The sequence below is a fragment of the Streptomyces sp. NPDC054866 genome (assembly GCF_053610745.1).
In genome coordinates this window covers 909,881-931,782 of sequence record NZ_JBSGZA010000004.1, presented here as the reverse complement: position 1 = coordinate 931,782, position 21,902 = coordinate 909,881, and the positions used below count along the sequence as shown (strand labels likewise).

Annotated in this window: 19 protein-coding genes and 5 pseudogenes; 12 read left to right on the top strand and 12 right to left on the bottom strand. The window is 68.7% G+C overall.

The window, feature by feature from the left end:
* Positions 1 to 39 precede the first annotated feature (39 nt).
* Complete coding sequence (locus ACWGI2_RS24810) at positions 40 to 1,791, top strand: fatty acyl-AMP ligase (protein WP_453697666.1); 1,752 nt, start codon at positions 40 to 42, stop codon at positions 1,789 to 1,791.
* Positions 1,792 to 1,806: 15 nt separating this feature from the next.
* Here the strand turns inward: ACWGI2_RS24810 and ACWGI2_RS24805 are convergent, their stop codons facing one another.
* Positions 1,807 to 2,484, bottom strand: coding sequence for a TetR/AcrR family transcriptional regulator (locus ACWGI2_RS24805; protein ID WP_453396485.1), 678 nt, complete (start codon positions 2,482 to 2,484; stop codon positions 1,807 to 1,809).
* The gene (locus ACWGI2_RS24800) at positions 2,484 to 3,563 is read right to left on the bottom strand and encodes a hypothetical protein (RefSeq protein WP_453396484.1); all 1,080 of its coding nucleotides are present in this window, start codon (positions 3,561 to 3,563) and stop codon (positions 2,484 to 2,486) included. Before ACWGI2_RS24800 ends, ACWGI2_RS24805 begins: the two co-directional genes overlap by 1 nt.
* A 350-nt stretch (positions 3,564 to 3,913) precedes the next feature.
* Here ACWGI2_RS24800 and ACWGI2_RS24795 point away from each other — a divergent pair.
* Both ACWGI2_RS24795 and ACWGI2_RS24790 read left to right on the top strand, forming a co-directional pair.
* Positions 3,914 to 4,768, top strand: a pseudogene (locus tag ACWGI2_RS24795) (hypothetical protein); the annotation flags it as partial.
* An 86-nt stretch (positions 4,769 to 4,854) separates the two neighbouring features.
* Positions 4,855 to 5,508, top strand: coding sequence for a response regulator transcription factor (locus tag ACWGI2_RS24790; protein WP_453697665.1), 654 nt, complete (start codon positions 4,855 to 4,857; stop codon positions 5,506 to 5,508).
* On the opposite strand, the pseudogene ACWGI2_RS24785 reads toward ACWGI2_RS24790, so the two are convergent.
* A pseudogene (locus ACWGI2_RS24785) lies at positions 5,477 to 6,207 on the bottom strand (hypothetical protein). The gene ACWGI2_RS24790 and the pseudogene ACWGI2_RS24785 overlap by 32 nt on opposite strands.
* 157 nt (positions 6,208 to 6,364) lie before the next feature.
* On the opposite strand from ACWGI2_RS24785, the pseudogene ACWGI2_RS24780 reads away from it, so the two are divergent.
* Together ACWGI2_RS24780 and ACWGI2_RS24775 are read left to right on the top strand one after the other, a co-directional pair.
* Positions 6,365 to 6,508 (top strand): annotated as a pseudogene (locus ACWGI2_RS24780) (MbtH family protein); the annotation flags it as partial.
* Positions 6,509 to 6,731: 223 nt separating this feature from the next.
* On the top strand, positions 6,732 to 7,976 hold the full coding sequence (locus ACWGI2_RS24775) for a sensor histidine kinase (RefSeq protein WP_453697663.1): 1,245 nt from the start codon (positions 6,732 to 6,734) through the stop codon (positions 7,974 to 7,976).
* A gap of 398 nt (positions 7,977 to 8,374) precedes the next feature.
* On the opposite strand, the gene ACWGI2_RS24770 is transcribed toward ACWGI2_RS24775, so the two are convergent.
* From ACWGI2_RS24770 to ACWGI2_RS24750, 5 genes are all read right to left on the bottom strand, one after another.
* Positions 8,375 to 8,677 (bottom strand): condensation domain-containing protein, encoded by a 303-nt coding sequence (locus ACWGI2_RS24770; protein ID WP_453697662.1) that lies wholly within the window; start codon positions 8,675 to 8,677, stop codon positions 8,375 to 8,377.
* Between the two features lie 258 nt (positions 8,678 to 8,935).
* Entirely contained in the window at positions 8,936 to 9,415 is a 480-nt protein-coding gene (locus ACWGI2_RS24765; RefSeq protein WP_453697661.1) for a hypothetical protein, read from the bottom strand.
* Between the two features lie 153 nt (positions 9,416 to 9,568).
* Complete coding sequence (locus ACWGI2_RS24760) at positions 9,569 to 10,762, bottom strand: ABC transporter permease (RefSeq protein ID WP_453697659.1); 1,194 nt, start codon at positions 10,760 to 10,762, stop codon at positions 9,569 to 9,571.
* Positions 10,759 to 11,499, bottom strand: a complete 741-nt coding sequence (locus ACWGI2_RS24755) for an ABC transporter ATP-binding protein (protein WP_453396478.1) — start codon at positions 11,497 to 11,499, stop codon at positions 10,759 to 10,761. The genes ACWGI2_RS24760 and ACWGI2_RS24755 overlap by 4 nt, the downstream gene beginning before the upstream one ends.
* On the bottom strand, positions 11,496 to 12,677 hold the full coding sequence (locus ACWGI2_RS24750) for a peptidoglycan-binding protein (protein ID WP_453697657.1): 1,182 nt from the start codon (positions 12,675 to 12,677) through the stop codon (positions 11,496 to 11,498). The genes ACWGI2_RS24755 and ACWGI2_RS24750 overlap by 4 nt, the downstream gene beginning before the upstream one ends.
* 255 nt (positions 12,678 to 12,932) lie before the next feature.
* Between ACWGI2_RS24750 and ACWGI2_RS24745 the strand changes: the two genes are divergently transcribed.
* Both ACWGI2_RS24745 and ACWGI2_RS24740 read left to right on the top strand, forming a co-directional pair.
* Entirely contained in the window at positions 12,933 to 13,502 is a 570-nt protein-coding gene (locus ACWGI2_RS24745; protein ID WP_453697656.1) for an ABC transporter transmembrane domain-containing protein, read from the top strand.
* A gap of 176 nt (positions 13,503 to 13,678) precedes the next feature.
* A pseudogene (locus ACWGI2_RS24740) lies at positions 13,679 to 14,403 on the top strand (dienelactone hydrolase family protein).
* 599 nt (positions 14,404 to 15,002) lie between these two features.
* On the opposite strand, the pseudogene ACWGI2_RS24735 reads toward ACWGI2_RS24740, so the two are convergent.
* Positions 15,003 to 15,246 (bottom strand): annotated as a pseudogene (locus ACWGI2_RS24735) (alpha/beta hydrolase); the annotation flags it as partial.
* Between the two features lie 261 nt (positions 15,247 to 15,507).
* Here ACWGI2_RS24735 and ACWGI2_RS24730 point away from each other — a divergent pair.
* On the top strand, positions 15,508 to 15,858 hold the full coding sequence (locus tag ACWGI2_RS24730) for a PRC-barrel domain-containing protein (protein ID WP_453697654.1): 351 nt from the start codon (positions 15,508 to 15,510) through the stop codon (positions 15,856 to 15,858).
* 3 nt (positions 15,859 to 15,861) lie between these two features.
* Here ACWGI2_RS24730 and ACWGI2_RS24725 read toward each other — a convergent pair whose 3' ends face one another.
* Positions 15,862 to 16,758, bottom strand: coding sequence for a universal stress protein (locus ACWGI2_RS24725; RefSeq protein ID WP_453697653.1), 897 nt, complete (start codon positions 16,756 to 16,758; stop codon positions 15,862 to 15,864).
* A 170-nt stretch (positions 16,759 to 16,928) separates the two neighbouring features.
* Positions 16,929 to 17,999 (bottom strand): alpha/beta hydrolase family protein, encoded by a 1,071-nt coding sequence (locus tag ACWGI2_RS24720; protein WP_453697652.1) that lies wholly within the window; start codon positions 17,997 to 17,999, stop codon positions 16,929 to 16,931.
* Between the two features lie 130 nt (positions 18,000 to 18,129).
* Between ACWGI2_RS24720 and ACWGI2_RS24715 the strand changes: the two genes are divergently transcribed.
* The 4 genes from ACWGI2_RS24715 (at position 18,130) to ACWGI2_RS24700 (ending at position 21,055) form a co-directional block, all read left to right on the top strand.
* A complete protein-coding gene (locus ACWGI2_RS24715) occupies positions 18,130 to 18,810 on the top strand; it encodes a GNAT family N-acetyltransferase (RefSeq protein ID WP_453697650.1) in 681 nt (226 codons plus the stop codon).
* On the top strand, positions 18,807 to 19,691 hold the full coding sequence (locus ACWGI2_RS24710; protein WP_453697649.1) for a PaaX family transcriptional regulator C-terminal domain-containing protein: 885 nt from the start codon (positions 18,807 to 18,809) through the stop codon (positions 19,689 to 19,691). Before ACWGI2_RS24715 ends, ACWGI2_RS24710 begins: the two co-directional genes overlap by 4 nt.
* 111 nt (positions 19,692 to 19,802) lie before the next feature.
* Positions 19,803 to 20,813 (top strand): TerC family protein, encoded by a 1,011-nt coding sequence (locus tag ACWGI2_RS24705; protein WP_453697647.1) that lies wholly within the window; start codon positions 19,803 to 19,805, stop codon positions 20,811 to 20,813.
* Positions 20,814 to 20,854: 41 nt separating this feature from the next.
* The gene (locus ACWGI2_RS24700) at positions 20,855 to 21,055 is read left to right on the top strand and encodes a hypothetical protein (protein WP_453396468.1); all 201 of its coding nucleotides are present in this window, start codon (positions 20,855 to 20,857) and stop codon (positions 21,053 to 21,055) included.
* 37 nt (positions 21,056 to 21,092) lie between these two features.
* Here ACWGI2_RS24700 and xdhC read toward each other — a convergent pair whose 3' ends face one another.
* Positions 21,093 to 21,902: a xanthine dehydrogenase accessory protein XdhC gene (xdhC, locus tag ACWGI2_RS24695; protein ID WP_453697645.1), complete on the bottom strand. Its 810-nt coding sequence runs from the start codon at positions 21,900 to 21,902 to the stop codon at positions 21,093 to 21,095.

Here is a 21,902-nt window from a genome sequence, read left to right as displayed (position 1 = left end):
TTTTCAGCCGCTCCGCGGTGGTCAATTCGGGGGTAGGAAATGCCAGTTGCCATTTCGACCGAGGACGTACACATAGACCGGAAGGGATTCGAGCCGGAAGACCGTCCGGGCCCGGTATCCCTGACCTCCGCGAGCACGATCGGCGCCGCCCTGCTGGAGCTGGCCGACCAGGATCCCGACCGGCCGCTGGCCTATGTCGAGGGCTCCGGGGAGCCGGTGCGACTCACCGCGGCGGACCTCGCCGAGCTGGCGGGAGCGGCGGCGACCACGCTGGCCGAGCACGGGGTGCGCCCCGGTGACCGGGTCGGTGTCTGCATGGACACCGGCGTCGACGCCTACGCGGCATTGCACGGCTGCTTCCTCCTGGGCGCCGTCCCCTTCGTGTGCGAGCCGCCCCTGGCCACCATGCGCCGGCAGCGCTGGGAGGACCGGCTGCGGCTACTCATCAGCCGCGCGGAGCCACGTGCTCTGGTGGTCTCCCCGGAGTTCCGGGACGCCGTGTCGGCGCCGTGCGCCCAGGCCGGGGTGGCGGTCGTGGAGCCGCCGTTCGAAGGCGGACTGGTGCCGGGCTCGGTGCGGGCGCGAGCCGGTGACCTCGCGCTGATCCAGTTCACGTCCGGCACCACGGGCAGCAGCCGGGGCGTGACGCTGACCCACGAGGCCGTCTTCGCCAATGCCGCCGCGATCGGTGACCATGCCTACCGCTCGGGCGATCTGATCGTCAGCTGGCTGCCACTCCACCACGACATGGGGCTGATCGGGCTGAGCCTCGCTCCGCTGCTGCACGGCCTGCCCGTGGCGAGCATGCCGCCACTGTCCTTCGCGCTGCGTCCGGAGCGGTGGTTGTGGGCGATGCACCGCTACCGTGGCACGTTCACCTCGGCGCCGAACTTCGCCTACCGGCTGTGCGCGACGAACGTGCCGGACACCAAGCTTCAAGGGCTCGACCTCAGCGCCTGGCGCCTCGCGGGCAACGGCGCCGAAGTCGTACAGGCCGGCACACTGCGGGCGTTCGCCGAGCGTATGGCCCCCTACGGCTACCGGGAGCGGGCGATGACGCCCTGCTACGGCATGGCGGAGATCACCCTGGCGGCGACCATGTGCGTGCCGGGCGACCCGCTGATCACGCTGCCCGTCCGCCGTGACCGGCTGGCCGGCGACGGGGAGGTCGTGGAGGCCTCGCCGGACGATCCCGACAGGCAGGAGCTGGTGTCGTCGGGCAGCGCACTGAAGGAGATCGAGATCCGGGTGGTGGACGGGACGGGCGCGGATCTGCCGGACCGCCGCCAGGGGACGATCCTGCTGCGCTGCCTCTCCATGATGTCGGGCTACTACCGCCAGCCCGAGGAGACCGCGAAGGTCCTCGAAAACGGCTGGCTGGACACCGGCGACCAGGGGTTCCTGGACAACGGCCAGTTGTACGTCACCGGTCGGATCAAGGACGTGGTGATCATCGCCGGGTCCAACTACCACCCGTACGCCTTCGAGGCGGCGGCTGCCACGGTGGACGGGCTGCGGGCGGACGCGGTGGCCGCCGTGGGCTGCCCCGACCCTGAGCGCAGCACCGAGGTACTGGTCCTGGTGGTGGAGTCCCGCAGCCATGCCGACTCCGAGCGCGTCGCGGAGATCCGCGCGGCGGTGATCGCCGCGGTCTCCGCGGAGACGGGGCTGCGTCCCGACCGGGTCGAGGTGGTGCCCCGGGGTGCCCTGCCGAAGACCCCGAGCGGCAAGCTCCAGCGGAGCCAGGTGGTGAACGCACTGGTCAAGGGAACGCTTCCCGGCCGCCGTTGAGGTAGTGGGGTGGCGTCACGGCATGGGCGGCGGCGTGCCCAGCCGGCCCAGAAGCATGGCGTCGGCGTGTGGCCCGTAGAGGTCCACGACCGTGTCCAGGTCCATGTCGGCCAGCGGGGCGATGGGCACCACGTATCGGCCGGTGATCAGTCCTACGAGCAGGGACGCCACAAGCACGGCCCGCAGTTCGGGGTCGGGGGCCGGGATCCGGCGGGCGATCGGCATCAGGAGTTCGCCGCCGGCCACCTCCCGGAACAGCTGCGAGGCCTCGGGATGCTCCATCGCCGAGCGGAAGACCACAAGGAGCGCGGAGCGTGTTGACGGGTCCTCCCAGCGGGTCAGGAAGCCGCGGACCAGTCGGCTGCCGGGACCGCCCCGTGCTCCGTCGGGCCCGCCGGCGCCGGGGGGTTCGTCGAGGAGTTCGGGCAGGGCGGGCAGCAGCTCCTCTGCGCGCATCACCTCCCGGATCACCACGGAGAAGACCTTCTCCTTGCTGCCGTAGTGGTACATCACCAGGGCCGGGTCCACACCGGCGCGTTCCGCGATGGCCCGGACGGTGGTGCCGCGATAGCCGTGCCGTGCGAACAGCTCGACCGCCGCGAGCCGAATCAGCTCGCGGCGGTTCTCCTGCGACCCGTCGGGACCGCCCGGTTCCGCGGGCATCGCGGCAAGGCCGCCGGGTTCGGCCGCCATCAGGCCGTCCGTGGGTCGCCGACGGGTACTGCGGAGGCGGGCACGATGACCACGACCGGGCGGAACGGCCGGAACCGCTCCACCACCAGCGCCAGGATCCAGGACAAGGCCGCCCACAGCGCCAGGGTGAGCAACGGGCCGCCCACCGCGTTGCCGTCGAAGTAGAAGACCCTCCGCAGGAGGGAGACCGTGCTGCCCATGGGCAGATACTCCGAGACGGCCGCGTAGAAGGCGGGCTGGAAGTGGGGATCGACGACACCACCGGACGACGACACGCCGAGCGGCAGCACAAGCAGCGCGCCGACGACGATGCCGAGCGCACGCAACACGGCCTGACAGGCCGCCACTACGCCGACGACGGCCAGCGACAGCAGGATCGAGATCCCCAGCAGCTCGGTGAACTGCCCCGTGAGGGCACCGGTGACCGGTCCCGCGAGCAGGGCACCGATCAGGCCGGCGACCACGGCGTAGGCGACGGAGGCCAGCCGACGCGCAGAAGCCCGTTCGCCTCCGGCTGCCAGACTCAGGCCCACCTGGAAGAGCAGTCCGCCCACGGACAGGGCGACGCACAGCAGCACCGCGCTGACCCCGCGGGAGTCGTGCTCGGGCAGGGGTGCGACGTCCTGCACCTTTGGCGGGGTGCCGAGTTGGTCGGTCAGTCGCTCATAGGCCGCCGTCGTGGCCCGGGTCGGCGCGTCGCCTGCCGCGCTCGCGGTGAGCAAGGCGGGCGCGCCCTGGGGCCCGATGACGATGGCGCCCAGGATCTTCTGGTCGCGCAGCGCTTCGCGGGCCGACTTCTCGTCGGCGTACCCGGTCACGTCGAAGGCACCCGGTGCGCCCGCCTCCAGCTGCTGGCCGAGGCGCTCGACGGCCGGGGGCGGTCCCGCGACCCCGAGCGGCATATCGTGCGGGGCGGGGTTGCGCAGGCCGGGGATCATCAGCCCGGCGAAGGCGATGACCAGGAAGAGCCCGAGCAGCGACGGGCCAAGCAGCACACGGTAGTTGGTGGAACGCCGGGTTGTGGCCGGCGGTTCGGACGGCGCTGTGCCGGCGGTCGGCCCGGCAGCCGGAGAAGTCACGATCTGCTCCCTGAAGCTGACAAATGGAATGATTCCCCTCAACGGACGTTGAGGACCAGTCTGGCGTGCGCCGTACGGTCGCCACAACTCCCCCTGCGGAGTCTTTTTGGCGCGAATTTGGGCAGTGAGCCTTTTCCAAGCTGGCGGCGCTGAGTGCGAGTTGGAGCTTCGCGCGCTTGTCTATCCGTCCTCAATTGATCTGCCCAGCCGCACCTTGCGGTTCCTGACCGGGCGACTGGCGGCCAGGCGGCAGGAGATCGGGACGCGTTGGCGGCGTCTTCCCGCCTCGCGACAGGCCCTGCTCGCCGCTGGGCTCGGCATCGGTGTCGCGACCGTCTATCGCTACCTAAGTGAAGCCGTCGAGGAGGCGTTCGTCATCCTCGACGGCACCCTGTTGCCGATCGACCGCATCGCCGCCGACACCTCAAGGTGGAAGCACCGCCACAACACGGCGAGCAGGCCATGGCCACCCTCAAGGGGGGCGCCTCCTGCGAAAGCTCCGCTGCAGCACCAACCGCATCACCGAGCTCCTGCGCTTCACCTCCACCTACTCGGGCACGCAGGGCGCCGACGTCTCGCTCAGCGACTACGTGGCCAGGATGAAGGAGGGCCAGGACAAGATCTACTACCTCCTGGCACCCAGCCCGGCCGCCGCCGCGGCCGGCCCTCACCTGGAGGCGTTCCGCACCAAGGGCATCGAAGTGCTCCTGTTGGCCGAGGCGGTGGACGGCTTCGTCGTTTCCGGCCCGCTGCGCGAATACCAGGGCAAGCGGCTGCAGTCCATCGCCCAAGGGCCGCCCGGCTTCGGCGACTTGACGGACGACGCCGAGAAACAGGCCGCCGACCGGGCGAGCTCCGACTACGCCGCGCTTCTCGGCCGGCTCAAGGCGCACCTGGCGGGCAAGGCGTGGGACGTACGCGTGACCAGCCGGCTGACGACCTCCCCCGCCCGCCTCGTCACCGACGGGACGGAGACCGACGTCACCGCCGTGCAGCAGCTACGGGGCTCGGGTCTGCCCCACCAGCCGACCCTGGAGATCAACCCCGGCCACGCCCTGGTCGAGCGGCTCAACCGCGGACAGGACGACCCGCGCCTGCCCGTCTGGGCGCATGTCCTGTTCGACCAGGCAGTCCTTGCCACGGGTGCCCGGATCGAAGAGCCGGCCGCATTCGTCACCCGGCTCAACGACCTGCTGACGTCCTTGACCGCGGACATCTCCGCCTCATCTCCATCGGCTCGAACTGTGTTTGTTCACCGCCGCATTACGGCGGATGTGTGCCAATGTCGAGCATGCGAATTCTGGTGGCCGAGGACGAGCAATTTCTGGCGGACCTGGTGGCCGAGGGACTTCATGATGAGGCGATGGCGGTGGATGTCGTCTATGACGGTGCCACCGCGTTGGAGCGCCTCGCCGTCAACGACTACGACGTACTGGTCCTGGACCGTGACCTGCCACGGGTACACGGCGACGAGATCTGCCGCGCCATGGCCCAGCTCGGGGGGCGCGTACGCATCCTGATGCTCACCGCCTCCAGCGCGGTACACGAACGGGTCGCGGGACTGAACCTGGGGGCCGACGACTACCTGGCCAAGCCCTTCGCCTTCGACGAACTGGTGGCGCGGGTCCTCGCACTCGGCCGCCGCGCCGGGCCGCTGCTGCCCCCGGTCCTTGAGCGCGGCGACATCACACTGGACACGGCGCGTCGGCAGGCGTCCCGCGACGGGCGCTACGTGCCGCTTTCCCGCAAGGAGTACGCGGTGCTGAAAGTGCTGATGCAGGCTCAAGGCGCGGTCGTCAGCACGGAGGAACTACTGGAACGGGCCTGGGACGAGCACACGGACCCGTTCACCACCGTCGTCAAGGTGACGATGAGCAAGCTCCGGTCCAAGCTCGGCGATCCGCCCGTCATCGTCACCGTACCGGGAAGCGGGTACAGGCTTTGAGGCCGGTACGGAGGCGCTGGAACGCCCGTTGACGGGCCGACGCCGCTTCGTTCGCCGCCGGCCCGCCAACGACGCGGCAGGGTGCGGTGATCTTGCCGAGGTCCGATCGGCGGTGCTGGTCGGTGTCGATCCACTGCTGGCCCGCGGCAACGGTTTCCCCGTCGCCGCCCGGTACTTCGGCGGCAGCTTGACCCCGCTCTCCAGCAGGGCGAGCGGCGGTCGTAGCTTCGATCCGCGCCCTCATCAGCTCGTCCAGACCGGGGTGGTCGAACGGGATCTGCAGGTCCAGCACGTCGGGTGAGGGAAGTCGAGGGGTGCTGAGGATGAACGGCCGCTCCACACCGTCGTCGAGGGAGAGCTGGACGGATTGGCGGCCCCGGTCGAATGCCTTGCTGTGGTACAGCAGCGGCTCGATCAGGTGCACGGACGCCTGGTTGCTGGTGTCGTAGGCCAGCTCCACCAAGCCGTTCAGCGCCGCCGGCAGCTTCAGGTACAGCGGCGTGAGATCGAAGCCGGTGGCGTTCTGCCGCAGCAGCTCGTCCGTCTCGGCCATGGCAGCGGCGAACGCGAGCATGTCCGCGCGCTCGCGCTTGATGGTGTCCAGCAGCTCGCCGACCTCCGCCGCCCGCGACTCTTCGACGTCGACGAAGTATCCGCCGCGCAGAGCATGGACGCCTGAGCGGGCGCAACAATATGCATCCACGCACAGAACCTATCGACCAGTGGTTCGGTGATCGCATTCGAGCGGAGAAATATTCGGTCTCGGCTGTCACGCATCTGGGCCCTCCTGTACGGAATTTACGCTGGGCCGGTAACGCTGTATGCACCATCGCCCATTGATGACCCGTGAGTGCCTATGCAACAGTGGATCCGCTCGTCGCTGCGGTCTGACGCAAGCTATCTGGTCCTGGTCAACGATGAAGGCCAGCATTCGCTGTGGCCTGTCTTCGTGGCCGTACCCGACGGCTGGAAGACCATGTTCGGCGAGGCGCCAAGAAGAGTGCCTTCCGTGATCGGCCGTCAGGTTCGCCTGGCGGCCGATTCGCGTTCCGGTCAGTCGTGGGGAGAGAGGCAGCTCTCCGGATATACGAGTCGGCCGACGGGCAGAAGCGGTTTCCGCAAAGTGACCGAAGGCGTTAACCCCCTCCGTACAGGGCATCTGCGCCAATAGATGCTGGCGACCCCGCCGTCGTCGTCGCCATCGCAGGAAGCGGGTGCAGGTCATGAGGCTGGTACGGGTCGTGCGGCGCATCCCTTCGGCGTTCAGTGGCTCGCTCCGGGCCCGGATGACGCTGCTCTACAGCGGCATGTTCACGATCATCACCCTGGCAGTGCTGAGCGTCACGCAACGATTCCAGCAGCGCGCCGTCAGCGACAAGGTGGACAACTTCTTCGTCTCGCCCGGCTCGATCGCCAAGATCCCCTGCCGTTTCCGGCCTCCGGAGGCACCGTGCTCGGTCCTGCCGTACGAGGCGTCCGACGCCGTCCCTCAGGGCCCCAAGTCCGAGCCGTCGGCCATCATCGTGGGCGAGAAGGAGCAGCTGCAGGAGGCGCTGGCGGACACCCAGCTCATCATCAGCCTGATCGCCATCGGGGTGCTGGTGCTGCTGGCCATCGTCGTGTGCTGGTGGCTCACCGGACGGCTGCTGCGTCCGCTGCACAGCGTCACCGCTACCGCCCGCCGACTGTCGCTGTCCACCCTGCACGAACGCATCGCCCTGTCGGGGCCACAGGACGAACTCAAGGAACTCGCCGACGCCTTCGACGCCATGCTCGACCGACTGGATCGCGCCGTGGCGAGCCAGCGCCGTTTCGTCGCCAACGCCTCCCACGAGCTGCGCACCCCCCTTGCCATCCAGCGAACGGCGATCGAGATCGGCCTGAACGACCCGACCCCGGAGCGGGTGGCCCGGATTCGCGAAGAACTCCTCCGCGCCACCAAGCGTTTCGAGCGGCTCATCGAGGGCCTGCTCGTACTCGCGCAGGGAGAGCAGGAGCTCACCTCCCGGGATCCAGTGGATCTCGCCACCGCAGTCGACCAGGTCATGGCCGAGCAACTCCCCTTGGCCGAGCGCCGCAACATCAGCCTCACGGCCGTCACTCCTCCCGTGATCGTCTCGGGTGACGAGGTGCTGCTCACCCGTCTCGTCGCCAACCTGGTGCAGAACGCGATCCGGCACAACGTCGATGGCGGGCACGTTCTGATCGACCTGTCCCCCGAAAGCGGTCTCGTGGTCTACAACACCGGCCCGCATGTTCCGGACGAGCAGGTCGACGAGCTGTTCGTGCCGTTCCGGCGGCTGCACGCGGACCGGACCGGTTCGTCCGAAGGCGTAGGCCTCGGGCTCTCCATCGTCGTCGCCATCGCCAACGCCCATGGCGGCAGCGTGCACGCGACGGCCAACCTCGAGGGCGGGCTCTCGGTCCGCGTGGCCCTGCCGGTACACGCCCCGGTGCTGTCCGCCTGATCCGCGGGCCGCCGGGAGCGGAGGTGGCCGGCACCTCCGCTCCGGCTCCGGCCCGCGGCTCCGCTCACGTCCCGGATTCTGCGCTCCTCGACTCCATCCATGCGGCTATCGCCTCCCATGCGCTTTCGCAGCCTTGTGTTGTTGCGGAATATCTTGGTGATGAGGAGCAGTTCCTCCTCGGTGATTCCGTCGATGATGTCGCCGACCTCCCCTCGGATCCGCGCCGCATCCTCCCGCAACTGCGCCTCCGGGTCGGGCTGTTCGACGGCCGGCCGCACCATGGCCCGGCCGGCTTCGAGCACCGCGCAGCCGCGCTTCGTATGCCGTCGACAGTTCACGTGCCGGCGGACGGTGGGACGAGGCGTCGGTGACGATGTGATGCACGATCAGGATCAGGATCAGCACATGCTCGTCCGGCGCGGTCGTGAGCAGCACCGCACGGCCATCCTGTCCTTGTCCACGTCCTCGCGCGCAACGTGACGGGCTGTCAGCACCCAGTCGAGCTCCCCCGGATCAAGGATTCGCTGATAAGGCTCACCATCCATGTCGGGGAATACCGTGCGCAAAGATTCGTGGCGTACTAACAAATCCCGCAAGGCGGCGTCAAGTGCCGTCACGTTCACGGCTCCCCGCAACGCCCAAAGCCATGACGTTGTTGACAGGAACCATAAGCGACGCTGAGCGAACGACAACGGGATCATCAATGCATCTCCTTAGCGCATCGAACGCCTCATCACAATTCCGCCCACCACCAACACACTTCCCCAGTCGGCCGGATCATTTCAGAGCATCGGCGAACGGCTCGGCAAAGTGCCTGAAGATACTACGAGATCGCTTGCTGCCAGTGCTCCAGGGCACGCAGTTCGGCCGCCGACCCACCCGGTGTGAACGGGCGGGGCGGCGGCCGATGCCGACTCGGAGAAATGTATTGCGGCGGTGACCGAAGGATCTCGGCGCCTCTACCCGCCGCTCTGTCCTCCAACTTTCTTGTTGCACAGAGCGAATGCATCGACAAGCTTCTCCTGGGAGCTGTCGGAGCCTTCCTCGATGGTGATGTCGACCGTTCCCGGCTTGGGATCCTCGGCGGCGATCCCCTCTTTGCGCAAGCACTCGGCCTTCTTCAGCGCACGGTCCTGGTCGTCTTTCGTGACGTCCTCGGGGGCGTCCTGGACGGGCGCGAACTTCGCGCAGGCCACCCGCGCGGCCTCCTGCTCGGCGGAGGATTCCCCAGGGGCTTGGACGTCCAACTCGCCCTCCTTCACCTCTCCGGGGTCGGGGACGTCCATGCCGTGCTCCTCCATGCACTTCTCGAACTTCTGCTGCTTGGGGCCCTCCTCTGCCGACGAGGTCCCGCTGGAGGCGGAGTCGTCGCCGCAAGCAGTCAGCCCGAACGTGGCGGCGGCCGCGAGAGCCACCGCGGCGAAAATATGTGTCTTCATGCCTACCAGCGTGGCCGTCGACAGGTTTCCCCGCGGTGACCGTCGTAAGGCAGGCTCATCGGGGAACGGGAGCGCGGCGGCGGACATGAAGACGGGGTGCCTCCGCGCCGGTGAACGCGGAGGCACCCCTGTGACCGGCCGGGGGATGACCGGTCAGTTCGTGGCGAGGGCTTCTGTGGGCGTGAGATTGGCCGCGCGACGGGCCGGGTAGACGCCGGCCAGCGCGCCGATGAGGACGGCGGCCAGGGCGCCGCCGACGATGGCATCGCCAGGCAGGGCGGTGGGCCAGTCACGGTAGGCGGCGAATCCGACGCAGGTGCCGAGCCCGATGAGTACTCCAGCGGCCCCACCCAGTGCTGACAGGGTCACCGATTCAGTGAGGAACTGCAGCCGGATCTGCCCACGGGTCGCGCCCAGCGAGCGGCGCAGCCCGATCTCCTGCCGTCGCTCAAGGACCGAGATGACCATGATGTTCGCGATGCCGACGCCGCCTGCCAGCAGGGCGATGGCGCCGAGTCCGAAGAACAGTGCGTTGAAGGTGCGTTCCGCGGCGGCCTGGGCTGTGAGCGCGTCCGAGGGACGGCTGACCGCCACCTCCTCCGGGTGCTCGGGATTCACAGTGCCCCCCAGCACGCTGCGCACCTGGTCCACTGTCGTGTCTGTGGACTTCTCGTAGAGGGTGGTGACGTTCCCGTCGAATCCCAGCTGTTTCGCGTACGCCCAGCCGACGAGAGCGGAGCGGTCGACCTCGGGCGCGAGATCGACCTCGTCGAGGATCCCCACGACCATGAACCACTGTCCGTCGATGAACACGTGGGCGCCGGCGCTGTCGATGCCGAGCCGCCCGGCGGCGTCGGTCCCCAGCACAACCACCGGGTAGTTGCTGGTGGCGGCGTTGAGGAAGGTGCCGGAGCGCAGCGTGCCGCCGAGCGTCCTGAGCAGGTCCGGTCGGCTGGCCTGCACCGCGATGCCATGGGTGGTAGCCGAGTCGATCTTGTCGGTCCGGCGGACGGTTGCGTCCTTGACCTTTCCCGTCGCGGACACGCTGGTCACCCCTGGGATACGGGAGACCATGCCTTCCGCGCTCTTGGGCAGTGTCGAGTTCTTGCCCGCCAGCGTCGTGCCGGGCTTGACGGTCAGCAGATTGGTGCCGAGTTTCTCGATGTCGGCGATCAGCGCGGCTCGGCTGCTGGTGCTGATGCCCACCAGGGCGATCATGGCGGCGACACCGATGGCGATGCCGAGCGCGGAGAGCACGGCGCGCAGCGGCCGGCCGCGCAGTCCGTCGACGCCGACCACAGCCAGGTCACCGGTACGCAGCCGGGCTGCGCTGGGTAGGGCCTTCATGCCGCAGCCCCCGTATCGGCGTAGATCCGCCCGTCGCGGATCTCCAGGCGCCGCGGCAGCGAAGCCGCGACCTCCATGTCATGGGTGATCACCACGACGGCGGTGCCGTCGCGGTTCAGTTCCGCGAGCAGTTCCAGCACACCGTCACCGGACTTCGTGTCCAGGTTGCCGGTCGGCTCGTCCGCGAGCACGAGCGGCGGGTTGCCGACGACCGCCCGGGCTATCGCGACGCGCTGCTTCTCGCCACCCGACAACTGGTTCGGACGGTGGTCCAGTCGGTGGCCGAGCCCGACACGCTCCAGCGCGACCTTCGCCAGCCTGCGTCGTTCCCGAGCCGGGGTGCCGTGATACAGCAGCCCGGTTGCCACGTTGTCCACGGCGGAGAGGTGCGGGGTGAGGAAGAACTGCTGGAAGACGAAGCCGATCCAGTGGGCGCGAACCGCGGCGAGCCGCCGGTCGGGAAGCTTGGCGACGTCGTGTCCCTGGATGAGGACCCGGCCGGTGCTCGGCTTGTCCAGGGTCCCCATCAGGTTCAGCAGGGTCGACTTTCCGGATCCGGACGGTCCCAGGATCGCCATCAGCTCACCGTCATGGACGGCGAGCGAGACCGGGCGCAGTGCCCGCACGCCACCGGGGTACTCCTTGGTGCAGTTGTCCACCTCGATGACCGCGGCCGACCGGCCGGCGGTCGACTCCGTCGGAGTCAGCCCTTCCGCGGTGCTGATGCCCTTGCTCATGAGCGGGGCACCTGCACTTTCATGCCCGCCGAGAGGTCACCCTTCACCTCGACCATGTCGGCTTCGAAGATGCCGAGCTTGACCGGCACGGTCCGTACCTTCCCGGCCGCGTTCACGACCTTCACCTGGTAGGAGCCGTTCGCCGATGCCAGCAGCGCGTTCACCGGCACCGCCAGTGCGTCCTTGTGCTCGGCGCTGGCGAAGCCGACAGTCGCGGGGGAACCGTCCAGGTTCCCTTTGCCGCTCTTCTCGTCCAGCACGACATAGACGGGGACGGTGGCGTTCTGGGTGCCTTCCCCGGTCTGGGATTGGGAGTTGGTGTCCCCGGCGGCCGCCACCTTGCCGAGCGAGGAGACCCGACCGGTGGTGCTCTCGCCACCCGGCAGTTTCACCGTCACCTTCGCGCCCACCTTCGCCAACTCCAGGTCGCTCACCGGCAGATTCACGGTGATCCGCTGCTGTGTGCTGCCGGCGGTCAGTACCGTTCCCCGGGCCGGTGCGCCCAGCTCGGCGTCGACCTTGCTCACCCGGAACTGCCCCGCTTGCATCACCACGTCGCCCGGCGCGACCTCGCCGGACTCCTTCACGCCCAGGTCCTCCTGCCAGTCCTTAACGGCGTCGGCGGTGCCCGAGGTGAACTCCCTGTCCACGCTCAGGTAGCCGCCGTAGCCGAGTGCGAGCAGGTTGCGCTCCAGCTCCAGCACGTCGTACCCGTCGGACATCCCCTTCTTCAGATCCCGCCAGAACGGCGTCGAGCCGTAGAACAGCGGTACCGAGTGGCCGTCCATGGCGTAGACCCGCTCGCCCTGCTTGATGACGTCGCCGACGCCCGGGAGCCATGTGACCCGCCCGGGCCCCTCGGCGAGCACATTACGGCCGCCCGAAAAGCCCAACGTGCCGTCCACCTCGGTAGTGTTGATCAGATCGGTGCGGACCACCTTCGCGGTCGGCAGCTTCGCAGCCGACTTCGCCGGCTTGCTGTCTTCGTCCTGCGCCAGGTACACCGCGCCGGACGCGCCGACCACCAGCACGACGACGCCGAGCGTCACCCAGACGCCGCGTCGGCGCCGACGCGGCGTCGACGACGCCTCGTTGCTCTCGTCGGCGTGACTGCTTTCCGGCTCTGTCCAGCGCTCCTGCTCGGGCACGCCCTCTCGGGTGGCCTCAGATTCCAACATGGCTCATCCTCCGCGTGGTCCGCTCGGTCTCGCCGCAGAGCGGACCGACGCAGCGGACCGCTGCCGTCGTAGCGGTGAAAGGTGACTTCGTCTGCATGACCATCAGGGTGCTGTGCGGCAGGTTTCCCGGCGGTTAGCTCATCCCTTGTCGCGGTCCTCACAGCAGGACGACGCGGAAACCGCCGCTGCACCCTGCCGTTCAACCGCAGCAAGGCCTAGTTGAACGGCCTCCGGCGGACTGTGGCCGCGCGGAGGTTGAACAGCGCCGACGGCCGCGGCGTCGGCCGGCAGCCGCACTGCCTTTCACACACGTCGTCTTCGCGAGTACGGTCGCTGACGACGGTCGCGGGTGCGGCCATCACGGCGGCGAGCCCGCTGCTACTCAAGATGATCAACGACGACGGAATCGTGCCGCGCGAGGAAGGCACCGTGGTGGGCCTTGCCCTGCTCGTGGCCGCCCTGGCGCTGGTGGAAGTGGTGGCCGCGTTCACCCAGACCTGGTTCTCCGGGCGGGTCGGCCAGGGCATCGTCTACGACCTGCGCTGCCAGGTGTTCGAGCATGTTCAGCGGCAGCCACTGGCATTCTTCACCCGTACGCGGACCGGAGCCCTGGTCAGCAGGCTCAACACCGGCGTGATCGGCGCCCAGCGAGCCATCACGACGCTGCTGTCGCAGACGGTGTCGACCCTCCTGACCCTGGTGCTCGTGCTCGCCACGGTGATCTTCCTGTCGTGGCAGATCACTCTCGCGGCGCTGGTGATGATCCCGTTCTTCCTGGCCCCCGCCATCTTCGTCGGCCGCAGGCTGCAGCGGTCTTCGCCGTAGGGCGACATGTACGGCATGGATGACACCGGGGCCGTCGCAGGCCCGGAATCGGGCCGGCCGAGCCCCACCCACCGTCTCCGCGGGCTCGCCCGCACCGGCTTCCTTGCCGTTCTGCCAGCGGTGAACACCGGCCCGACCGGGATCGACGATCACTACGGTCCAGTCTCATGACGACGGTGACGACGGTGACAACCCGCACGATCGAGTACCCGGCCGACAGCTTGACGATGATCGGGCACCTCGCGCTCCCAGCCGGTGTCGGCCCCAGGCCCGCGGTCCTGATCGGTCCCGAGGGGACGGGGCTGAACGACTTCCAGCGCCGCCGTGCCGACGCCCTCGCCGAACTGGGGTACGTGGCGCTGGCCTTCGACATCAACGGCGGGCGCTGGTTCAGCGATCCCGAGGAAATGCTGGCGCACGCGATGCCCTTGCTCGCCGACCCCGACCGGATGCGGGGCATCGGCCACGCGGCGCTCGACGTGTTGCGCGCCGAACCGCGGACCGACCCCGACCGCATCGCCGCCATCGGCTACGGCACCGGGGGCGCGATCGTGCTGGAACTCGGGCGCGACGGCGTCGACTTGCGTGCGATCGGGACAGTCAACGCACTGACCACGGGCCGTCCGGGCGAGGCGGCGCGCATACGCTGCCCCGTCTGGGCGGGGGTTGGTTCGGAGGACCCGATCATGCCGCCCGCGCAACGGGAGGCGTTCACCGCCGAGATGCAGGCCGCGGGCGTGGACTGGCGTCTCGTGGTCTACGGCGGCGCCTTGCACGCCTTCCACCACCCGCCGGTCGACCAAGATTGCTCCCCGGCGTCGGCCACCACCCACAGCACGCGGAGCGCGCCTGGCACGACATCGTCGACCTGCTCGCCGAGTGCCTGCCCGTGACGGAGTGAGCTGGTCAGCAACCATGATCCCGGCCCGCGAACGCGTCAGCGTTCAACCGTACGGCCGAGGCCGTCGGACTTCAAGAGCCATGTACCGCAGCTCGACTGCCTTGGCTGACCCCAGCACCTCGCAAGCTCGCCGGGATGAACTCGGCGAGCTCGTCAACGAGGCCGCGTGGGAGCTTGGGTTCGCCATCGCCAGGCTGCGTATGCACGTCAGCGACCAGAAGCTGGATGACCATCTCGGCTTGCTCTACAGGCAGAGAGAGCAGGCGGGGACTCTCCTGCGGTTGGCCCCGACCACGGCTGCCGATTGAGCCCCCCCCCTCGCGCTCAATTCTCAGCGGGGCCGGGCCTGGGCCAGCTCCCAGCTCATTGCCGCCACCTCAAGACCCGTTCGCACCCCATCGACGACCTCGCCGGGGTTTTCGGGGAGGTTGATACGTCCCTCGCCGCTGGAACCGTCGTCCGCACTAGCGGGGCCGGCCACAGAAAGGGCTGCGGCGGTAAGGGTCAGGGCAACGACTACGCGCTTGGTGTTCCTCATACCCACCTGAACGATCACAAGACGCTCAGGTTGCGCACGGGTCCGGACGCGCGTCGCCACCTTCATGGCACTGGGCGCGAGGCACGTAACCCCCGGCGAAGAAACCCGCGGCCGCGATGCGCGGCTCGACCGCCGCAAGGCGGATGCCGACGGCGGTCCACCTTGGGCAGGCCGTTGTTGTAGGCCATCAGGATCAGCGGGGCAGGTTCGGATCCAGGCGTCCACAGGGCGCCGAGGATCTCGCCGAGGGTGAATTCGCGCTCGAAGACGCCGTCATGGAAGCACTGTTCAGAAGTGAAGTGCATGGTCGTGCCTCTCAGGAGTGCGCTTGAACGGCACTCCCGGACGACCCGACCTATCGTCCGACCGTGACCCCGGAGAGGAGCACCCATGTCGAATCTGCGTTCACGGATACCACCTCCTCGTCCTCTCGCACGGGCTCCGAGAAATTAGCAGGGGTCGCCGTGGTTCTCCACCGGTGGCAGCTCCGCGGCCCCAGACGTACGTTCAGCCCAAACTGGTGGATTTCGGCAGACGCATCCTCCACACACGAGAAAGGCCATTCCGTGAGCGAAGGCATCTGGAGCTACCACCCCAGCTCGGGCCACGAGAAGGGGATCGACCTCATCGGCTACAAGGTAGAGGCCACCGACGGCCACATCGGCAAGGTCGACAAGCACTCGGAGGACGTCGACGCGGCCCACATCGTCGTCGACACCGGAGTGTGGATCTTCGGCAAACACGTCCTCCTCCCGGCCGGGACCATCGACCGCATCGACACGGCCGAGGAAAAGGTCTACGTGAATCGGACGAAGGGCCAGATCAAGGACGCCCCGGAATTCGACGAGGCCAAGTACAGCACCGAGCCGACCTACCTTGAACAGTTCGCCCGCTACTACAACCAGCCGCACATGTAGCGGTCAATGCGCGTGCGGTACGACGGCCACGGGGCACTCGGCACTGTGCAGCGCCTCGCCGCTGACGGATCCGAGCATCAACCTCCGCAGCCCGGTACGCCCGTGGGAACCGACGATCAGTAGTCCGGCACGCCGCGACGCCTCGACCAGAACCGTCGCGGGCCGAACGCGCTCGACGTACACATCCACCGGTACGTCCGGGTACCGGGCGAGGCGCTTGGCGGCCTCCGCCTTCAGCTCCTGCCGCGCCTTCTCGTCGAGAGCCGCGAAGTCGGGTGCGGCCATGCCCGGCCCGGTAGGCATCTCGCCGAGGTGAAAGGCACCGTGCACCAGCTGAAGGGTGGCGCCTCGAACCTGGGCCTCGGCGTAGGCGAGGTCCAGGGCCTCGTGGGGAATGTCGCGGACGTCCACGCCGACCACGATCCGGTTCTCCCGGGCGGTACTGGCGCCGGGGCGGATGACGACGACGGGGCAGGAGGCGTGAGTGGCCACCTGCCAGCTCACCGAACCCAGCGGCAGTCGGGGGAATCCACCACTGCCGCGGTGACCGACCACCAGCCATGCCGCCTCGGCGGAACGTTCCACGAGTACCCCGGCGGGCTGCCCGGTCACGGCTTCTGCCGTCACCGCGACTTTGGGGAACTCCGTTTCGACCAGCTCCACCATCGGCTGCAGAACCGTCGCCACCGCTTGCGTCACCAGGGTCTGGTGTTCCCGTTCCGCTGCCGACCCGGCCGGAGGGGTTCCCTCCACGACATGCAGGAGGTGCAGCCGGCCGCCGTGGAGCGATGCGTGCCGCGCCGCGTATCGCACGACTGTGTGCTGGTCATCCCCTTGCTCCACCCCTACGAGGACGGATCCCGCTGTTCCATTGGCTGTCTCATCGGCGTTGTTGGACATGAGTTCTCCCTGCCTATCGATTTCCGTGAGCCAGCGACCACTGGGCGTCCCAGGTACCCCGCACACCCGCGCCAAACCATTTCACTTGGTTTGCCGCTTATATCCAGCACTCGGTAACCATGATCACGGCATAGGACGCGCTGCACGACTTGGCCGACCGTGCGGGAGTGTCATGGAGCGGCGTTGGCGCCTCGGCCGAGGCCGGGGTCCTTGAGGAACTCTCGTTGGCCGTCCAGGAACCCGTCCGCGAAGAGCGAGCGGGGGGAGAAGAGCGCGGTGAGCGTGGTCCTGAGGCCCGACCGCTCGATGCTCTGCTTGAGGAGGGAGTGGGTCGCGTCCGGGTAGCGATCGACCGTCAGTGCGCCGTCCGCTCCCAGCACCTTGCGGTAGCCGCGCTCCGTGTCGGCCGTGTCGACGTTGACGTCATGGCCCGCGAGCTCCAGCAGCACCGGTACGCCGCGCAGGGAGCGGAGGTCCCGCGTCGCGTCCGCGGTGTGGTTCTTGGAGATGAAGCCCCAGCGCTCTGCGGTCATGCCGTCCGCGTCGCCGCCCATCGCCGTGACGTACTCCTCGAAGGTCGCACGACGGTCGAGGAGTCGGCGGGTGGAGTCGCTCTTGGCGACCTCCGCCTTGATACGGGCCGGCGACGCGCCGTCGGCGCGCAGCTCGGCGAGGAGGTTGTAGCGGCCCTGCCTGCGCCAGTTGATCGCGGGTGAGACGGCGATGACGAAGCTCACCGAGGTCTTGGCGGCGACCTTCGGCAGGACCCATCCCGCCTGGCTGGCGCCCCAGAGCCCGATCCGGTCGCCGTCGATGTCCGGGCGGGCACGCGCCCAGGCGATGGCGGCGGCCGTCTCCTCTGCCCGGTCGTCCATGGACTGTCCGAGCCAGTCGCCGGGGGCGCCCGCGACTCCGGGCTTGTCCCAGGACAGGGAGGCGTACCCGGCCTTGGCATTCGCTTCCCACATGGGCTTGTAGCCGTCCTCGTGGGTGGCGTCGACGGGGCCGTCGCCATGGACGTACACGACCAGGCCGTGCCGCTTTCGGCCGTCCTTGGGAGTGGCAAGTACGCCGTTGAGGGTGTGGCCGCCGTGGCGGATCGAGACTCGCCGCTCGTTCATGTCGTAGGAGTTCTGCCACACCACCACACCGACGAGGCCTGCGGCCACGACCAGGGTGGTGACGAGTAACCATGCGGCTGTGCGGAGCCCGCGTCGTCGGGGCTGGATCTTGAGGGACATGGGCATCTGACCACCTCTGCTCGGTTTGCGTACAGCACTGAAACTATCAGCACTCCCACGATCGTAGGCAAGATGATAGTTTTGGGTTGAGGTCAGGGTCGAGGTCAGAGACGCGATGAGGAGGCACGGCATGGGACTGGACGCGACAAGCGCCGGCACCGGGGCGGTGACAGTCCGGCGGGGCGTTCCGGCCGGGGCGGAACAGCGGGCGGCCGAGCTGTACTGGGACGCCTTCGGGCGCAAACTCGGCCCCGCCCTGAACCCGCCGGAGAAGGCGGTGCCCTTGCTCGCCGCCCACCTCAACGCCGATCGCGCGGTGTGCGCGCTGCTGGACGGGCAGCTCGTCGGCCTGGCCGGCTACCAGCTCGACGGCCGGGCCCTCACCGGAGGATCGGCCGCCAGCGTGCTGCGCGCGTACGGGCACCTGCGAGGACTGCACCGAGTCCTGCTCCTCGCCCTGTTCGAACGCCGCCCGTCCCCCGGCCAGCTCCTCATGGACGGCATAGCCGTGGACCCGGCCATGCGCGGCCGCGGCGTCGGCAGCCTGCTGCTCGAGGAAGTCGCCGCCGTCGCGGCGGAGAAGGACTGCCGGGAGATCAGACTGGACGTGATCGACACCAACCCGCGGGCCAAGGCCCTGTACGAGCGGCGCGGCTTCACGCCCGTGCGGACCGAGCGGACGCCCTACCTGCGCGGCCTGATGGGGTTCGGCGCGGTGACCACCATGCGCCGCGCCGTCGGAACGGTAGGACCGCATGAACCAGATGGACCGCATGGACCGAACGGAGAGAGTGGGATGACAGAGCTATGAGCGCCGAGCCGGATCACGTCGAGATCCCCACCCGCATGCTCGTCCACGCGCTGATCCGCGAGGACGGAAGCGTCGCGGCGGACGAGCTGTACACCGTCGCCAACACCCTGGGCATGAGCGACCAGCAGGTGCGGCTGTGCGTCAAACGCCTCGTGGCCGAAGGACGGTTCACCCACGAGGGCCGAGGCCGCAAGGCGCGGCTGCACGCGACCGAGGACACCACGCGTGCCCTCGCCCCCAACGCGGACTTCCTCCGGCACGCGTTCCACCAGGACGCCGGCCTCGCGCCCTGGGACGGCGTATGGCACCTGGCCGCTTTCGCGGTGCCCGAGTCGGCGCGCACGGCGCGGGACTCCCTGCGCGAGACGCTCGTCCACCTCGGCGGCGCCCCGCTCCAGGGCGGACTGTACGTCTGCGCCAACACATGGGAGCCGTACGTCGAAGAAGCGGCCCACCGCCTCGGCGCCCACGACGCGCTCACCCTCCTCACCACGACGGACCTGCGCAGGGGCGAGACCCAGGAGCCCGCCGAACTCGCCCGCCGTCTGTGGCCCCTGCAAGAGATCGCCGAGCGCTATCACCGCCTCCGCCGCATCGCACAGCCCCGCCTCGCCAAGCTCACGGGGCCTGCCGAACTCTCGCCGCCCGCGCTCCTCACCATCGCGGTCGAGCTGGCCGCGGAACTCACGCGCGCCATCGAGCCCGACCCTCTGTTGCCGCCCCAGCTCCTGCCGCGGCCCTGGCCCGGCACCCAGGCCCGGGAGCTCATCGCCCGGTGCTGGGCGGCCCTGCACGAACGAGAACAGGGCGAATCGAGCCCGGCCCTCTTCCGCCTCTACGCCGACATCACCAGGGAAGCGGCGGAGCGGACCGCGCACTGAGGGCGGCACAGACGAGGCGGGCCGGGTGCGGGCGACAAGGGTGAACTGCTGGGTCAGAATTGTTCCAGAGGAAGGCTTCCACCCACCCCCGCCCGTGTCAGGGGGTCTCCCGTGCTCGATGTGCCGTTCTGGCTCTGGGCGACGTTCGCCGTCACCGTGGTCGTGTCGCTGGCCATTGACCTGCTGGCGCACCGGGAGGCGCATGTCATCGGGTTCAAGGAAGCAGCCGCGTGGAGCGGCGTGTGGATCGGTCTCGCCCTCGTCTTCGGAGCGGTCGTCTTCCTCGTACTCGGCACGACTCCGGGAGTCGAGTACACCACCGCGTGGCTGCTGGAGAAGAGCCTGTCGGTCGACAATCTGTTCGTCTTCGCGCTGATCTTCGCCTACTTCAAGGTGCCGCGCGCCTACCAGCACCGTGTGCTGTTCTTCGGCGTCATGGGCGCGTTGGTGTTCCGAGGGATCTTCCTGGCCGCCGGCGTGGCCGTGGTCAGCCGGTTCACCGCGGTGCTCTTCGCCTTTGCGGCCGTCCTCTTCTACAGCACCTACAAGATCCTCAAAGGGGAAGAGGAGAGCTTCGACCCGGGCAAGAGCTTCGCCGTTCGGCTGCTGCGCAAGGTAATGCCGGTCAGGGACGAGTACGCCGGGATGAAGTTCTTCGTGAGAGAGGCCGGCAAGCGCGTCGCCACGCCTCTGCTCGCGGTCGTCGCCGCGATCGAGGCAGCCGACCTGATCTTCGCCGTGGACAGTGTGCCCGCCGTCCTCGCGGTCAGCGACGACGCCTTCATCGTCTACACCAGCAACGCGTTCGCCATCCTTGGGCTGCGGGCGCTGTACTTCCTGCTCGCTGGGCTCCTCGATCGGTTCCACTACCTCAGCAAGGGTCTCGCGCTGATCCTCTCCTTCATCGGCGTGAAGCTGATCCTTCAGGCGTCCCACAAGCTGATCAGCAGCAGCATCCCGGAGATCCCCTCACCGATCAGCCTCGCGGTCATCGTCGCCGTCCTTGCGGCGGCCGTCACGCTGAGCATTCGACGCCCCATCCCGGCACAAGAGCCGCGGGGCGACCCACCTCAGGAGCAGGGCAAGAACCAGGACCGAGGCCAGGACACTCCACCTTCGTAAAATTCTCCCCATTTTCGTGCAAATCATCTTATTCTGGCCATATGCGCAGCGACGAGCATGCAAAGACACCGCAGGCCGCGGATGGCGTCTGCCCCGCCTGCCACAATCCCGTGCCCGCGGAAGTCACGCGGCACAAGACGATGGGAATTTACGTTCCCCAGTGGAAGCCGGGTTCCTGCCACAACCCGAGCTGCCCGAAGAACCAGCAAGAAGAGAGCAGCCAGAGCCCGCAGCACAGCTAAGCCGTAACGGGACGCACTGGGCCCGAGAGTGAGCTTCTCAGTTCCCCTCGGTTTCGAAAGTGCGCAGCAAATCGGCGGCGACGCTCACGGCAATGGTCGCGGGTTCCTTGCCGGTGATGTCCGCGAGGCCGATCGGGGTCTTGATGCGGTCGATGGTGGCCTCGTCGTGTCCGCCCTCGGTGGCGAGGCGCTTGCGGAAGCGCACCCACTTGGCCGCCGAGCCGATCAGCCCGATGGAGCCGAGGTGGGTGGTGCGCAGGGCGGCGTCGCACAGCGCGGCGTCCTCGGCGTGGTCATGGGTCATGATCAGGACGTGGGTGCCGCGCGGCAGTTCCGCGAGGACCTCCTCGGGCAGCAGCGGCGTGTGATGCACGTGCACCTGCCCCGCCGCGTCCGCCAGCACACCAAGCCGCCGCTCGGTGAGGAGGTCGGCGCGGCTGTCGACCAGGTGGAGGTCGAGGTCCTGGCGTGCCAGGATCCGCGCCAGTTCGAGGCCGACGTGCCCTACTCCGAAGATCGCCACCGCCCTTACCACCGCCAGCGGTTCGAGCAGCACCGAGACCGTGCCGCCGCAGCACTGGACGCCGTGCTGGTTGGTCACCTTGTCGTTCAGGGCGAAATCGATCAGCTCCGGCTCCGGCTTGGACGCGGCGATCATCTCCCGGGCCCGATCGATCGCGACGGCCTCGACATTGCCGCCCCCGATCGAGCCCCATGTCTCGGTCTGCCCCACGACGAGTTTCGCTCCGGCGTCGCGCGGGGCATGGCCGCGCACGGTCGCGACGGTCACGAGCACCCCGGCCTCCCGGCGTGCTCGTAGCCGCGCGACCGCGGCGACCCACGTCAT